Source organism: Bradyrhizobium sp. WBOS08, from assembly GCF_024585125.1.
In the GTDB taxonomy this organism is placed as follows: domain Bacteria; phylum Pseudomonadota; class Alphaproteobacteria; order Rhizobiales; family Xanthobacteraceae; genus Bradyrhizobium; species Bradyrhizobium japonicum_B.
This window is the reverse complement of the sequence record NZ_CP028988.1, coordinates 6,161,998-6,176,339: the sequence shown is the minus strand read 5'-3', so window position 1 is coordinate 6,176,339 and position 14,342 is coordinate 6,161,998. Positions and strand designations below refer to the sequence as shown.

17 protein-coding genes are annotated in these 14,342 nt (G+C 65.3%); 6 read left to right on the top strand and 11 right to left on the bottom strand.

What is annotated here, in order from left to right; translation table 11 throughout:
* Window positions 1–157: 157 nt before the first annotated feature.
* Both DCM80_RS29100 and DCM80_RS29095 read right to left on the bottom strand, forming a co-directional pair.
* On the bottom strand, window positions 158–1,588 hold the full coding sequence (locus tag DCM80_RS29100; RefSeq protein ID WP_257194837.1) for a caspase family protein: 1,431 nt from the start codon (window positions 1,586–1,588) through the stop codon (window positions 158–160).
* A gap of 202 nt (window positions 1,589–1,790) precedes the next feature.
* Window positions 1,791–2,666: a DMT family transporter gene (locus DCM80_RS29095; RefSeq protein ID WP_257194836.1), complete on the bottom strand. Its 876-nt coding sequence runs from the start codon at window positions 2,664–2,666 to the stop codon at window positions 1,791–1,793.
* A 248-nt stretch (window positions 2,667–2,914) separates the two neighbouring features.
* Here DCM80_RS29095 and DCM80_RS29090 point away from each other — a divergent pair, with 248 nt between their 5' ends.
* Window positions 2,915–3,313, top strand: coding sequence for a RidA family protein (locus DCM80_RS29090; protein ID WP_257194835.1), 399 nt, complete (start codon window positions 2,915–2,917; stop codon window positions 3,311–3,313).
* Window positions 3,314–3,364: 51 nt separating this feature from the next.
* On the opposite strand, the gene DCM80_RS29085 is transcribed toward DCM80_RS29090, so the two are convergent.
* The 3 genes from DCM80_RS29085 to DCM80_RS29075 form a co-directional block, all read right to left on the bottom strand.
* A complete protein-coding gene (locus tag DCM80_RS29085; protein ID WP_257194833.1) occupies window positions 3,365–3,910 on the bottom strand; it encodes a hypothetical protein in 546 nt (181 codons plus the stop codon).
* Window positions 3,855–4,205 carry a hypothetical protein gene (locus DCM80_RS29080; RefSeq protein WP_100174819.1) on the bottom strand — a complete coding sequence of 117 codons (351 nt, stop codon included), beginning with the start codon at window positions 4,203–4,205 and terminating at the stop codon, window positions 3,855–3,857. The genes DCM80_RS29085 and DCM80_RS29080 overlap by 56 nt, the downstream gene beginning before the upstream one ends.
* A 196-nt stretch (window positions 4,206–4,401) precedes the next feature.
* Window positions 4,402–4,989 carry a formyltransferase family protein gene (locus DCM80_RS29075; protein WP_028136296.1) on the bottom strand — a complete coding sequence of 196 codons (588 nt, stop codon included), beginning with the start codon at window positions 4,987–4,989 and terminating at the stop codon, window positions 4,402–4,404.
* A gap of 551 nt (window positions 4,990–5,540) precedes the next feature.
* On the opposite strand from DCM80_RS29075, the gene DCM80_RS29070 reads away from it, so the two are divergent.
* Window positions 5,541–5,759: a hypothetical protein gene (locus DCM80_RS29070; protein WP_257194832.1), complete on the top strand. Its 219-nt coding sequence runs from the start codon at window positions 5,541–5,543 to the stop codon at window positions 5,757–5,759.
* 60 nt (window positions 5,760–5,819) lie between these two features.
* Here the strand turns inward: DCM80_RS29070 and DCM80_RS29065 are convergent, their stop codons facing one another.
* Complete coding sequence (locus DCM80_RS29065; RefSeq protein WP_028136298.1) at window positions 5,820–6,122, bottom strand: hypothetical protein; 303 nt, start codon at window positions 6,120–6,122, stop codon at window positions 5,820–5,822.
* Between the two features lie 146 nt (window positions 6,123–6,268).
* Entirely contained in the window at window positions 6,269–6,496 is a 228-nt protein-coding gene (locus tag DCM80_RS29060) for a hypothetical protein (RefSeq protein ID WP_257194831.1), read from the bottom strand.
* A gap of 274 nt (window positions 6,497–6,770) precedes the next feature.
* On the opposite strand from DCM80_RS29060, the gene DCM80_RS29055 reads away from it, so the two are divergent.
* Window positions 6,771–7,856 carry an AI-2E family transporter gene (locus DCM80_RS29055; protein WP_257194830.1) on the top strand — a complete coding sequence of 362 codons (1,086 nt, stop codon included), beginning with the start codon at window positions 6,771–6,773 and terminating at the stop codon, window positions 7,854–7,856.
* A 130-nt stretch (window positions 7,857–7,986) separates the two neighbouring features.
* Window positions 7,987–8,382: an NUDIX hydrolase gene (locus DCM80_RS29050; protein ID WP_257194829.1), complete on the top strand. Its 396-nt coding sequence runs from the start codon at window positions 7,987–7,989 to the stop codon at window positions 8,380–8,382.
* Here the strand turns inward: DCM80_RS29050 and DCM80_RS29045 are convergent.
* The 3 genes from DCM80_RS29045 to DCM80_RS29035 form a co-directional block, all read right to left on the bottom strand.
* A complete protein-coding gene (locus DCM80_RS29045) occupies window positions 8,379–8,624 on the bottom strand; it encodes a hypothetical protein (RefSeq protein ID WP_373569374.1) in 246 nt (81 codons plus the stop codon). The genes DCM80_RS29050 and DCM80_RS29045 overlap by 4 nt on opposite strands.
* A gap of 153 nt (window positions 8,625–8,777) precedes the next feature.
* Window positions 8,778–9,017: a hypothetical protein gene (locus DCM80_RS29040; protein WP_257194827.1), complete on the bottom strand. Its 240-nt coding sequence runs from the start codon at window positions 9,015–9,017 to the stop codon at window positions 8,778–8,780.
* Window positions 9,018–9,688: 671 nt separating this feature from the next.
* Window positions 9,689–9,952 carry a hypothetical protein gene (locus tag DCM80_RS29035; protein WP_257198124.1) on the bottom strand — a complete coding sequence of 88 codons (264 nt, stop codon included), beginning with the start codon at window positions 9,950–9,952 and terminating at the stop codon, window positions 9,689–9,691.
* On the opposite strand from DCM80_RS29035, the gene DCM80_RS29030 reads away from it, so the two are divergent.
* Complete coding sequence (locus tag DCM80_RS29030; RefSeq protein ID WP_257198084.1) at window positions 9,849–12,953, top strand: DEAD/DEAH box helicase; 3,105 nt, start codon at window positions 9,849–9,851, stop codon at window positions 12,951–12,953. The two genes, DCM80_RS29035 and DCM80_RS29030, sit on opposite strands and share 104 nt — an antisense overlap.
* A 441-nt stretch (window positions 12,954–13,394) precedes the next feature.
* Window positions 13,395–14,075, top strand: coding sequence for a hypothetical protein (locus tag DCM80_RS29025; protein ID WP_257194826.1), 681 nt, complete (start codon window positions 13,395–13,397; stop codon window positions 14,073–14,075).
* Window positions 14,076–14,086: 11 nt separating this feature from the next.
* Here DCM80_RS29025 and DCM80_RS29020 read toward each other — a convergent pair whose 3' ends face one another.
* A complete protein-coding gene (locus tag DCM80_RS29020) occupies window positions 14,087–14,257 on the bottom strand; it encodes a hypothetical protein (protein WP_174718691.1) in 171 nt (56 codons plus the stop codon).
* Window positions 14,258–14,342: the final 85 nt, after the last annotated feature.

The following is a 14,342-nucleotide window of genomic DNA, read 5'->3' as shown; positions in this document are numbered from 1 at the left end:
AGCTTGCTCAGCAAGCGTCTCGAAGGATGGGAGGCCCCGCTGCGAGAGCCGTGCCTGCATGGTTCGAGACGGCGCTTCACGCCTCCTCACCATGAGAACTACAAACGAAAAGCCCGGCGTGAGCCGGGCTTCTGCATTCTGAGATCGTCGTATCGCCTCAGCGGCGGAACATACCGCCCATCATGCCGCCGACGACACCGCCGACGAAGGCTGCACCGGCGGCATCGCCGGGGCTGCTGCGATGAGGGGCCGGCGCCGGCGCGCTGCTCTGAGCCGGGGCGCTGGCGGCGCGCCGGGCCGGCTTCTGGCTGGTGTCGCTCGCGGTCGCCGGGGCAGCCACGATCTCCGAGAGCAGAGCCTTGTGCTGAAGCTTGTTGAGATAGCCTGACGAGGGATAGCCGCGCGCCGTCTGCCAGCGCTTGAGCACCGAGCGCGTCTCCTCGTCGAACGTGCCGCTCGGCTTGGTGTCGAAGCCGAGCGCCGTCAGGCGACGCTGCACGTCGCGGCGCTTGGTCTTGTCGAGGCCGATCTGGTCCTCGGTGACTTGGGTGGACTCGTCGGTGAAGGTTGCGGGATCGATGCCGGCGTTGAGGGCGCGGGTCGCGGTCGAGGGGCCACTCTTGATGGCGGCAAGACGTGCCAGCGCCAGCGCCTTGAACTGACCGTTCGGATAGGCGGTGAGATAGGCGTTGAGCTCTTCCGGCTTGTTCGATTCCTTCACCGAGCGCCAATATTCGAGCTCGACGCCGTCCGAGCCGGCGGTCGATGCCGGCAACATGCCCGAAGCGGTCGGGGCGGCGTTGGCGACCTGGGTGGTGGGGGCCTGGTTGAGATAGACCGAGCCGGTCAGGTTGGTGTGGCCCCAGGGCAGCTGGCCTTTGCGGGTCTCTTCATTGACCTGGGCACGCACCGACGTCATCGCCTGCTGGATCTCGACGCCGGGCCTGGTGATGTTGTCGATCAGCGCACGGGTGAACGGGCTGTTGTTGCCCTCTTGACCGTCGAGCGCGGTCTGGCCGGGGCCGGTGGCGAACGCGATCAGCGTACCTTCACCCGATTTCATCTCGGCAAGGCCGCTCTGAACGTTGACGCTGCGGGTCGCGGCGTTCGACTTGATCTTGGCGGCGAACGGATTGTCGCGGCAGGCATCGAGGAAGACGAGCTTGACCTTGGCATCGCCCATGGTCTGCTCGAGCGTCAGGTCGATGTTGATGGCCGCGCCCAGCTTGACGTCCATCTCCGACTTGATGTCGGCGTCGACGGGCAGCAGGTAGTTGGTGCCACTCACGGCGATGCCGTGGCCGGCATAATAGAACAGCGCGATGTCGGAGCCCTGCGCCTTGCGCCCGAAGTCGAGCAGCTTCTCCGTCATCTGGTCGCGGCTGAGATTGGAGCCTTCGATCACCTCGAAGCCGACATTGCGCAGCGTCGATGCCATCGCCTTGGCGTCGATCGGCGGGTTCGGCAATTGCGCGACGTTCTTGTAGGAGCCGTTGCCCACGACAAAGGCGACGCGGCGGTCAGCCTTCGCGGCACTGACCGACAGCGCCATGCACATCAGCGAGGCGAGGAGGGTGAGATAGCGCATTCTGAAATCCCCAGAATCGAATTGCAGGCAGCAACAAATTGGCAACGAACCTACACGAAGTGCCCGACCTCGCGCCACCAAAACGGCAAGACGTCCGCATCAACCCGCTGCTGTGTGGCCGAATGTGCACGGTGGAGCGCCGCTCCAACGTGATCTAAATCACACGGCCACTTTGTTATGTCGCGCAAGGCGGCGGCAAGGTTCACTGCCTGCGGGCGGGAACCGGCGGCACCGGCTTCAAATTCAGGAGATTGCCGCACAGGATCAGCGCCGCGCCGAGCACGGTCCAGCCGTCGAGCCGCTCGGAATAGAGCAGCCAGCCGGCTGCCGCAGTCAACGGAACCCGCAGGAAGTCCATGGGCACCACGATCGTTGCATCCGCGTACCGGAGCGCACTGGCGAGGCAATAATGAGAGAAGGTGCCGCAGACCCCAATGACGAACAGCCAGCCCCATAGGCGAGGCGAGGGCCAGACCCACACAGCGAGCGTCGGCAGCAAGCCCACGACGGCCTGCACCACGATCATCCAGAACAGGATCGACAACGCGCTTTCGGTTCGGGTCAGCGACTTCGCCAGGATCATGGAAATGCTAAAGCCGATCGCAGCCCCGAGCGCGATCAACTGGCCGGGATTGATCTCGCTGGTGGCGGGCCGCACGATCATGACGACGCCGACAATGCCGAGCACGACGGCGGCGATCTTCCACAGCGTCATGCGCTCGGACAGAAACGTCGCGGCCAGCACGGCAGTCCAGATCGGCATGGTGAATTCGATCGCGACGACCTGCCCGATTCCGATCAGCGTCAATGCGTAGAACCAGCCGAGCTGGGCAAAATAGTGCACCACGTTGCGGGCGAGGTGCTGGGGCAGGCGCTTGGTCGCGACCGCCTTGAAACCGCCGGCGCGGTAGATGATGGGCAGGAGGAGCGCAAACCCGATCACCGAGCGCACCTCCATGATCTGGAAGACGTTCAACTCGCGCGTGGTCTCGCGCCCGGCAACCGCCATCACCAGCATCAGCGACAGCCAGCCGGCCATCCACAGTGCAGCCATCGTTTTGGACGGTGTCGCGCTCATCAGCGGTGATTGCGGGAGGATGGAATGTGAAGGGACGGCCGGTATCGGCGACATCGCCGCCGTTTGCAACGGCCAAATCTGCGGATGCAGCGATGCAGCGGGTCGTGCTAAAGCATGATCCGGAAAAGTGCGCAGCGGTTTTCCGAAAAGATCATGCTTAAACGGCAGGCTGAGGCGCGATAGCGAGTCATCCTCATCGCATCGCGCTTAGGCAGCATCGAACAACAACAATCGGGAGAGCTTCGCTCATGCAGATCCTGCAGCCGGCCGAATGGAAGAAACCGCGTGGCTTTTCCCACGGCGTCGCGGTCGAGGGGCCGGGGCGCTGGGTGGTCCTGGCCGGCCAGACCGGCGGCGACGAGACCGGCAATTATGCGCCCGACCTGGCGGCTCAGGTCGAAATGGCGCTGAAGCGGATCATCAAGCTGCTGGGCGAGGCCGGCGCGGGTCCGGAGCACATCGTCCGCCTGACCTGGTACCTGACCAGCCGCAGCGAATATGAAGCGGCCGGTGCGGGCATTGGTGTGGCCTGGAAGGAAACGCTCGGACGCAATTTCCCGCCTTCGACGCTGCTCTATATCGGCGGTCTCGTGGACGAGCGGGCCAAGGTCGAGATCGAGGTCACGGCGTTCGTCCCGGCCGCATAAAAAAATCGATCCGGCGGGGCCGCCGGATCGATTGTCGGATCGACCGCTTGCTTACTTCGACAGCGAGATGTTCGCTCCGCGGAACTGGCTGTCCGCGCGGATCGCGACGCTCTGCTTATTGCCGCTCGTCTTCAGCGAGATGTTGGCATTGAAGCCCGCGGCAGAGGCAAGCAGCTCGTAATGGCCGCCGGAACCATGCCCCTGGAGCGATCCAGAGATGTTGCGGCTGATCTCGGACCAGCTCCCGGTGACGGATCTGCCTTCAGCCTTGAGGCTGGCCGTGAAGTTGAACTTGTAGGCGTCGCTGGCGCAGGTCAGGGTCAGCTCCATGGTGGGGCCGATCGGGGCGTACTTGGCCCGGCAGCGGATCCGTTCGGTCGAGCCGTCGTCCAGGGCCACCGTCCCCGCGCCACTCCAGCTGCCCGCGAGTGGGGCGAACGGGCTCGACTGGGCCTTGCTTTCAGTGCCGGCGATCCCTGCCGCAAACAAAACGGCGGCCGCGATCAGCAGCCGCCGGCTCCGGGCGCGAGCCTCGATTGGTTTATTGGCGCGATGCTTCCCATCGCCCGCTGCACGGTATGCCTGCAGATGCTCCATTCCACTTCCCCGATCCGGCGTTGCCGTTGAGTTGACCGTTGGCATATGCACCATTGATCGAAACTTTCACAAGACCCCCGCTGCCGATGGTGCCGGAAACGTTAGCGCCGGGCGCAGTGATCTTGCCGTCGGCAACCGTCAGCATGGAACTCGCGGTGGGCTCGCACGAGCCGCTCTTGGTCACGATCGTGACCTGCCAGTTGCCGTCATAAGGCGTCTGGGCAAAGGCGGAAGCGGCGAGGGTGCCGGTGAAAACTGAGGCGGCACAGAACACCGCAATGCGAGCAAAACGCATAAATCCGTCCTTCAATGTGTCTGATATGCTGTCGCTTATCTGGACCAAATGTGACGGAAATTTGTTGCGATGCCAAATCGCAAATTGTTCCTGTTGGAACAATGGTTTATTTGCGTTTTCGGCTCCGATTTTCCAAGCGGAATCAACGCGGCTTCACGTTAAGGGTAAACGTCGGGAGCGAGCCCTTGGATAGGCTTCACGAAAGGCTTGGCGCGGAGGTCGCGAACTGCTCGTCCTGAGTCTTGGCGGGCAGCGCCTTGTGGACCTTGGCGTAGTCGATCACGTCGGCCAGGAGCTTGAGGCCGAGGGGCGCCAGCGCGCGCTCCCAGAGCTCTCGCGCCGTCTCGCCCTTCTTGACGAAGCACCAGTCCTGCGCGGCGATGGCGCCGGCGTCCATGCGGTCGGCGAGGTGATAGATCGTGCCGCCGGCGATCGGATCGCCTTCCTTGATGGTCCATTCCACGGCGGCCTTGCCGCGATGACGCGGCAGCAGCGAGGGGTGATAGCCGATCCCGCCGAGCCTGGCCGCGGCGAGCGCGTCCTTGCCGATCCGGGCGTGGCTGTGCGCCGTGATGATCAGATCGGTATCAGGGGCGATCTCGGAGCCTACGACCAGCTTCGGGTTGGCCTGCACCACGACCTCGATTCCGGCCGCCTTGGCGGCTGCGGCGAGGCGATCCTCGGCGTCGGCCACCACGACCCGCACGATCGAAACGCCGTGCTCCCGGAGCATGTTCAGGGTGGTCACGCCGAAATGGCGGGAGCCGACGAGGGTAATGCGCATGGGTCTCCGATCCGGTCTCGCAACTGCGTCATCACCCGATAACACGTCCGGACGCCCTGTCACCACCCGCGCAGCGCTTGCCTGGGTTACAACAATGAGCCGAGGACGGGGCTGCGATCGATGCCCGGAATGCGCAGCTAGCCATTCCGATGCCTCCAGGGCGGGCGCAGATTGCCCGCGATGCTTCCGCAAACCCATGCCGCGAACCATGTGCGTTGCCGCGCGGCCACGGCGGGACGGCAAGCGTCCAATGAGTCGGTTCCTGTGTTTCGTTGTTAACAGAGGGACGCCGGGCGGGCTGATAAGAGTGCGTCGACCGGGGCTGGCTACATTTCAACCCGCATCCGTTTTTAAACCCGGCCTGGGCCGCTGGCGTTATCGCCAGCGGCCTTTTCAATGCCGCGTATCACGAAATCACCGAATGGTAACGCGATCTCAACCAGCCCGGCGTATCGACGAATCCGTCGCGGATTTGTATTGCGTACCGCGACACCGAAAATGTCCTGCCGGCGTGGGTGCGCCGCGCGGGCCTTTTCGCCGGGACAAATCTCATGCCGCGCGCAATTGAGCAGATTGTCGACAGCTATGTGCGGCTGAAGAACCGCCGTGGGCTCGACGAGCTGATGATGCACAGGCAGCGGCTCGCGGTCGAGCTGAAGAGCAGGTCCGGTTATGATTTCAGCCTGCCGATCGGCCAGATCGACGAGGAGATCGCGATCATCGAGGCGGGCCTCAGCCGGCTCAAGGCAGAGGATTCCACGCCGATCTAGCGGGATCTGCGCGGCAAGGCTACGGACGCCGCGGCGCCGTCGGATCAACGCGCCTGTCGTTCAATCGCGCCGGCCGCCGTCGATCACTGTGAACAGCGGCCGCGCCGGGGTCGGCTCGACCAGCAGTTCCTCCACCAGGGCGGTCGCCGCGTCGACATATTTGCGTGTCGGCTTGTCGAGCGGGCGCCTGGCCTCGTCGTCGAGCGCGACCTTTGCGGCCTCGACCAGCTTGCGCATGCGCGCCGCGTGGTCATCGCCCGCCGTCAGCGTCGCGCGCGCCAGCGAACGCAGCACGAACAGCTCGCCTTCCAGGCGGAGCAGGCGGTCGTTGAGCCTGGTCAGGACGGCGTTGAGGTCGGCCATGATTGCTGGTTCGGCGCCAAGGGTCCGCTCTGATCTAGCGGCGATCGATGAACGGAGTCCAAATGGCGCCGCTGCAATTCGGCCGATCCGCCGGTCCGTCTCGGGCCACCTGCGGCGTCGTCAGGGCTGCCGGCGTGATGGGCGGCCTACCATTCCACGTCCGCCCAGCGCTTTCCGAACACGGGTGGCCGCGTCTTGACGGCTTGCCAGCCGAAGAAATGATGCTTGCCGGACCAGGCGTGCACCACGCTGCTGCAGATGCTGCATTTGAAGTGGCCGGCGTGGGCTTCGCTGTGCTCCTCCCTGGTCGCGGTGTAGTTCATGCCGCAACCCGCACAGGTGAATTCTTCGATCGTCCAGATGCTGTTGGCCATTGCACGGAATGCTTCTTGGTGACCCCGATCCACGCTAGCCGCGGGCGTTTGCGGCGGCGTAAACCGGCGCGCGGGAATCCGGTTAACGGGCGTTAGCCAAGGGCGGGCGACGTCGGAGGCGGCCGCGGGTCGCTGGCCATGGCGCAACGGCCCTGACGTGGTGCCAATCGCGGGGCGGGCCGGTTCCCGTCGCCTTGACGCCGGGTGCGTTGCTGGCAATAACGGCTGGGCCTCGCAAGCACCGGAAGTTTGCGCTCATGCCGCAAGGGAAGCAGTGCCCGTGAAAAGTCTCCGTCAGCTCCTGACGGGAGAGGATGTCATCCAGCTGGTGATCCGGCTCGGCCTGCTCGCCCTGCTGATCATCTGGACCTTCCTGATCATCCGCCCGTTCGTGCCGATCCTGGCCTGGAGCGGCGTGCTCGCGGTTGCGTTCTATCCGGCCTTCAGCTGGGTCGCCAAGGCGCTCGGCGGCCGGCCCAAGACCGCAGCCGCGATCCTGACCGTGATCACGCTCGGCATCGTCATCGGCCCGGCGACCTGGCTCGGCATCAGTGCGGTGGACGGCGTGCGCGAGCTGGCCCACCAGCTCGGCACCGGCGATCTCGCGCTTCAGGCCGCGCCCGAGCAGATCAAATCGTGGCCGCTCGCCGGCCCCTGGCTCTACGAGCTCTGGGACCAGGCCTACACCAACGTCCGTGCGCTGGTGCGCGAGGTGGCGCCGTATCTCCAGCCGCTGGCAGGCCCGCTGCTGTCGCTTGCCGGCGATGCCGGCCTCGGCACGCTCCAGTTCCTCGTCTCGGTGTTCGTGGCCGGCTTCCTGTTTCCGCATGGGCCGAGGCTGGTCGCGGCCGGCCGCGGCTTCCTGTTTCGCATCGTGCCGGAGCAGACCGAGCATTTCCTCTCGCTGGCGGGCGCGACCATCCGCGCCGTGGCGCAGGGCGTGATCGGCGTGGCGATCGTGCAGGCGCTGCTCGCCGGCATCGGCTTCAAGCTCGCTGCCGTGCCGAGCGCCGGCCTTCTGGCCTTCATCGTGCTGCTGCTCTCGATCGTGCAGATCGGCGCGTTCCTCGTGCTGCTGCCGGTGATCATCTGGATCTGGACCGCCAAGGACGTCACCACGGCGCTGCTGCTCACCGTGTTTCTCGTCCTCGTCGGCTTCATCGACACCATGCTGAAGCCGCTCGTCATGGGACGCGGCCTGACCACGCCGACCATCGTGATCTTCGTCGGCGTGATCGGCGGCACGCTCGCCCACGGCATCGTCGGCCTGTTCATCGGACCGATCATCCTCTCGGTGGCCTGGGAGATGATGATGGCCTGGATCAGGACGGAGGACCGGGCAGGGGCGGGCAAGGACTGATCTCGCCGCCGACCGCGGCGATCTGCCCGAGGTGCCGCGCCGGCATCCGGCGCCTCGAAGCATGCTGCGAACTTGTCTGTTTCACTAGACAAGTTACGATCGGAACGATTCTGTTTCAGCGACGGCAGCAATGGCGAAGTCTTCCAAGCTCGTCGCCGCGAGGCGCGGCAAGGTATTGTTGGTCAGACGCCGGTCGGACGGCCTGTGGATGTTTCCGGGCGGCCGCAAGCGGGCGCGCGAGTCCGCGAAGGATTGCCTGCGGCGGGAGATCAGGGAGGAACTGCCCAAGCTGAAGCTCGGCAGGATCAGTCTCTGGAAGGAAGTGAAAGCCAGGAACAAGCGTTCCGGCCGCAAGATGAGCGACGCGATCTTCATTGCCAAGAGCGCCAAAGGCAGGCTGGCGATCGGCGACAAGAAAGAGATCGACCGCGCCGCATGGCAGAAGCCGCGGGGCATCCGTCTGACGCCGACCTCGCGTTACATCCGCGATCGCCTGTTTCCGCGCAAGCAGAAGCCGAGGAGCTAGTCCTCGCGTTCCGCCGACCGCGTCCGTCCGGCAAATCTCCTCGATTGCGCCGCGCTCGGTTCGGGTGAGGCAAGCCTCAAGGCCTCGGCCTCCCTAATGTCCTTGCGGACCTTGCGCGCATTGCGCATCGCACGCTTGATGAAGGGATGCTGGGAATCCTCGGCGAAGAACAGCACCACTTCGCAACTCGGGCATTGCCTGGAATAGCCGTCCTGCAACCGCCCGGCGCGATCGCGAAACACGCTCTTGCACCGCGTGCACTGAATCTGGACCGAGCTCATGCGCCGACAACAATGACTTTGAAAAACGGATCTTGAGCTGATCCCAAATGTCTGAAGAAAGCTTGAAGGATATTGCGGCTGGATGTCGGAGCGCGCGCGATCTTCGGCCGGCCGCTATTGCCCGGCCGCCATCGTCTCCAGGCAGCGGGTGAGGAAAGCGGTGCGATCCCTGGGCAGCACTTTCTCGAGATCCGCCTTCAGCGCGCATTCGCGCTGGCGCAGCTGCTCGGCGCGGCGCTTCTCGGCTGCCTCGCGATATTCGGGAGCGACCTTGCTCGGATCGACCAGCGTCTGCGAGTGGGCGGGGGCCGACGCAAGCAGCGCGACGGCGGCGATGAAAAGCAATGGTTTCAAATGAGCCTCCGTAAAAAGCGGCATCCTAGCGCGCGGCGCGTGCACGCTCAAACCGCAATGCGGTATCCCACTCCGGCGGATTGAACCGGTCGAGCGTTCAGGCCGTCGCGGTGAAGCTTCCCGCCGGCAGTGATGGAACGACTTTGCATGGAACGACTTTGCATGGAACGACTTGGCGTGGCCGGCGTCGAATCCTGGCTCGCGGCCCAGCCCCAGCCCCCCAAAAGCCCCGGGCCGCGAGAAAACCTTCTCCATGAAGGTTGGCGACCTCAGAGCCTCCGCGCTGAGGTCGTTTGTTTTGCCGCAGAATATGTGAAGCAGTTCACAAGCGTGCGCTGAAATCGCTGCTATGAAGAGGTCATTGCTTGACCAATTCATTTGAACGAAACGCCCCAGCGTGGCTCCAAGCGCTGGGGTTTTTCGTTTCTCTCCGTGCGCGGAACGGTTACAGTCGCGCCAGCGTCGCATCGACAGACGCAGATCCCGCGCCGCGCAGTTCCGCTGCAGCGGTCGACAAGCCAGCCCTTGTGTCGGGATCGTTGCGCCGCGCCGAACGTTGCCACCAGGCGTGCGTTCACGGGGCAAATCTCATATGCATGGCGCGACGTCGCCGAATCGCAAATGAGGGCGGCTGGCGTTCAGTTGACGACGGTTTACGACCAGAAACGGATTCAAGTGAGGCTTACCAAGAAGGCGCGGGTGGCCAAGAGGTCGCCGAAGAAGACGTTGCCGAGCAGGACGTCGACAAGCAAGGCGTTGCCGAACAGGACGTCGCCAAGGACGAGCAAGCCGGTGCAGCGCGCCACGATCTCGTCGGCGTCGCCGCTCGGGGTGCTGGCGCTCCACCTGCTTGCCCAATGGAAGCAGTCTGGACCGGGCGGCATCGTTTTTCTCGCCGAGAACGAGAACAGGGCGGAGCGGCTGGGCAGCGTCATTCACGCGCTCGACCCGGCTTGCGAGGTCCTGGTGTTTCCGCGCCTGAACACCTTGCCGTTCGATCAGCTCGAGCCGTCGCACGAGCTCGCGGGACGCAGGGCTTCCGTGCTGAGGCGCCTTGCGAAATCCAAGAACCCGCTGTTTCTCGTCTCGACGGCGGAAGCAGTGATGGAGCGCCTGCCGTCGCCGGCGAGCCTGGCACGCCTCAGCTTGAGCTTGAAGGTGGGCGGCCCGTTCTCCGAGCGCGAGCTCGAGACGCGTTTCGAAGCCCTCGGATACGATCTCGACGACGAGCCGGATTATCCGGGCGGGGCGCTATTTCACGGCCAGACCTTCGAGATCTTTCCGGCGGGCGCGCTGGGGCCGTTCCGGATCGAGCATTCGGATCGGGCGATCAAGCGGATCGTGGCGTTCGATCCGAACGAGCACAGGATCATCTTCGAGACCAGGGAGCTGCTGGTCGATCCCATGTCGGAGCGGCTTGGCCTAGCCGGCAAAGGAAGCAAGCGCGCGAGCCTGTTCGATTATTGCGGACGTGCCAAATGGATCGCCGACGCAGGGGTCCCGACGCACGTCGACGGCTGGTTCGATACGATCGAGGAGGCCGCGCCGCGCGCAGAGCGCGAGCGCGAATATCTCGGACGGCGCGACTGGAAGCAGCTCTCCAGGGGCATAAAGGTGCTGCCGCGCGCGGCGTCCTTCCAGACCATCCCGGAGTTTTCGAAGCTGACATCCGCCAGGAAGGCGCTGCGTGCTTTCGTCGAGGAGACGCGGCGGGCCGGTTCGCGGCTGATCCTCGCCGCGGCACAGGAGGACGACCTGCGCGTGATGGAGCGCATGAGCGGCCTCAAGGCGCCGCGCTGCGAGGACTGGGACGAGGCGGCGAGCGCGCGGAGCGGCGAGGCGGCGCTGCTGGCCGATCTCGATGCGGGCTTTGTCGTGCCGGGCCGAAAGCCTCTCGTCGTCGTGACGGCCTCCGACGTGCTCGGCAGCCGGGCGCATCATCCGCAGCCGATGGCGCGGGCCTGGAGCACGGCCTTCGACCATGCCGACGTGCCCGAGCAGGGCACGGTGGTGATCCATCTCCAGCGCGGTCTCGGCGTGCTCGACGGCCTGCAGACCGTCAACACCGGCGGCGGCGGGTTGCGGGAGATGATCCGCCTGAAGTTCGCCGGCGACAATGCGGTGCTGGTGCCGCCGTCCGATCTCGCCTTGATGTGGCCTTACGCGGCCGAGCTCGGCAAGCTCTCGCTCGACAAGGCGGACGGCAGCACATGGTGGGCGCGGCGCACCGAAGCTGAGCGCGAGATCCAGGCGGCCGGCAGGGCGCTCGCCAAGCACATCAGCCAGCGCCGCCGGCGGCGCGGCGAGAAGCTGGTGCCGCCGGGATCTGCCTACGAGAAATTCGTCGCGCGTTTCCCCTACTTCACCACGATCGATCAGGCCAAGGCGATCCACGACGTGCTGGACGATCTCGCCTCCGGTCATCCCATGGACCGGGTGGTCTGCGGCGACGTCGGCTTCGGCAAGACCGAGGTGGCGCTGCGGGCGGCGGCGGCCGTGGTGCTCTCGGGCAAGCAGGTGGCGGTCGCGGTACCGACGACGGTGCTGGCGCGCCAGCACGTCGCGACCTTCCAGAAGCGTTTTGCCCCGTTCGGCATCGAGGTCGGCAACCTGTCGCGGGCGACCTCGGGCGCGGAGCTGCGCGAGACCAGGGAGGGCCTGCGCAGCGGCCGGATCAAGGTCGTGATCGGCACGCAGGCGCTCACCGGCAAGGACGTCAGGTTCGACGATTTAGGCCTCGTCATCATCGACGAGGAGCAGCATTTCGGCGCCGCCGAGAAGGCCAGGCTCGCCGGCCTCGCCAGGAACGTCCACGTGCTGATGATGAGCGCGACGCCGATCCCGCGCACGCTCGCCGCCGGTCTTGCCGGCTTCCGCGACCTCAGCGTGATCGCCTCGCCCCCGGTGCACCGGCTGCCGGTCGCGACCCGGATCGCGCCGCTGTCGGATGCCGCGATCGCCTCGGCGCTCTTGCGCGAGCAGCGCCGCCACGGCCAGAGCTTCCTGATCTGCCCGCGCATCCAGGATCTCGATCCGATGCTGGCGCGGGTGCAGGCGGTGGCGCCTGATCTGCGCATCGTCTGCCTGCATGGCCGGCTGGCGGCGGACGAGATCGACGACCGCATGATGAGCTTCGTCGAGGGCAGGGCCGACGTGCTGCTCGCGACCAACATCGTCGAGAGCGGGCTCGACATTCCCCGTGCCAACACCATCGTGGTCTGCTGGCCGGAGAAGTTCGGCCTCGCCCAGCTGCATCAGCTGCGCGGACGCGTCGGCCGCAGCGGCATCCGCGCCTTCGCGCATCTGTTGACCGAGACGCAATCCGGACAATCCGAGAAGCGGCTGGCCGTGCTCGAGGAGTTCAGCCGGCCCGGCGCGGGCTTTGCCATCAGCGAGCGCGACCTCGATCTGCGCGGCGCGGGCGATCTGTTCTCCGAGCAGCAATCCGGCCACGTCAAGGTATTCGGGCCGGTGCTCTACAGCCATCTCCTCAAGATGGCTTCGGAGAAGCTCGATGAGGGGCAGGCGGTGTGGGTGCCGGACCTGAACCTGCCGCTCGGTGAAATGCTGCCCGAGAGCTATGTGCAGTCCGAGCCGGTCCGGCTCGAGCTCTATGCGCGCGCCGCGCGTTGCACGGATGAGGACGACCTCGAGGACCTCGAGGAGGAAACCGCCCGCCGCTTCGGACCGCTGCCGGAGCTCGCGCGCGACTTCTTCGCCGCGGCGAGGCTCAGGATCGAATGCAAGCGCAGAGGCATCATCCGCCTCGATGTCGGCCCGGAAGCTGCGGCCGCCACCTTCCTGCCGGGACGCCTGCGGAAGTCGCGGGGCAAGTCGCTGCAGCGCGACGGCGACCGCGTGGTCTATCACGCCAAGATGCAGCGCGCGCCGTTCGAGCGGGTGGAGGAGCTGTTCGAGCTGCTCGACGAAGGCTAGGGCGACAAACAAAAAGCGCGAAAACAACCCCATGCACAGTAGCTAAGTGCTGCCGGCGCAAGGCATTTTGAATCGGCGGGAAGCGGGCCGCAACCACCTGAGCGCACGCCTCGTCCTTCGAGACGCCCGCTTGCGCAGGCTCCTCAGGATGAGGCTAAGCAGCATCGGCGCTCGTCGAAACGATCGGGGCGCACCCGGTCCTCATCCTGAGGGCCCGCCAACGGCGGGCGTCTCGAAGGATGGCCACAGGCGAGATCGCTCCCAGCGACCGCCCCCGTACTCGAACGGAGGCGTTGGGCCCGCCCGCCGCCTGCGCCGCTAACGTGGAATTAATCCGAAATGCTCACAATTTTAGGCAGTTGTGTAAGGGTGCTGCGTACAAGGGACTCGTCGTGAGGGCGTTTCCAGGAGCGGCTTCCTGTTGCTCGCTCATTGGGGTCCATGCACGTGACCACGACATTCGAAACGGCAGGCTTTGCCGAAGAGCTCGACGCCGTCGCCCTGGCCGACGCCGCGTCATCGCATGAACCCGAAACGCCCGTAGCTTCGGAACCCGTCAAGCGATCGAGCCGCAAATCGATCCTGGCCTTTTCGCTATGCGCGCTGGCCATCAACGGCGCGGCGGCCATCTATACGTCGCCGGCTGATTTTTCGGCGCTGAACCTCGGCAGCCTGGCTGAGCTGTTGCCGCGCCAGGACGCCTCCGCGCCAAAGCCGGATCCGGTCGTCGCTGCCCTGAAGGAGATTCAGGCGGCCCAGCTGCAACACACCGCGTTGCTGCAGCAGAACAATCAGGCCGCGGACCAGAACTCGGTTCTGCTGCAGCAGGATTCGATGCTGCTACTGTCGCTGCGACAGAGCATCACGGACGAGCGGGTCGACGTGAAGAAGATCTCATCGCAGCTGTCGACGCTGATCGCGAAGATCGACTCGCTGCAAAATTCGGCGATGTCGGACGTCACCTCGTCCGTCCGAAGAGCGAATGCGCGCTATGGATTGTCCCCCGCGATGCGCAAGCGGATGGTTCGGGAGCCCAAGCCTGTCGGACCTCTGGGGCCCGTGGGGCCGGTCTCGGTTGGCGGCGCGCCGCTGAGCGCGCCGGCCGCGACGCCGGAAAGCTGAAGCACGTCGAGCTAGGCAGCTTGCTCCTCGAACGAGGTGTAGACCCGGCCGTTGGGATCGACCACCTGTACGTCCCAGCAGCCGTCCTCGACCAACTCCCTGGCCTTCTTGAGGGCGGCGGCAAGTGAAGGCCGCTTCAGGCTGACGATACCCGCCGTGTCGAAACCGTTGATTTCAAACATGCCGCTCCTCCGATTTTGGGGGAAGCGTACACGTTTTGAGGGGGTTGTCAGCGGGTTTTTGGCTCAAGTTGCGGCAAGCCTTCGT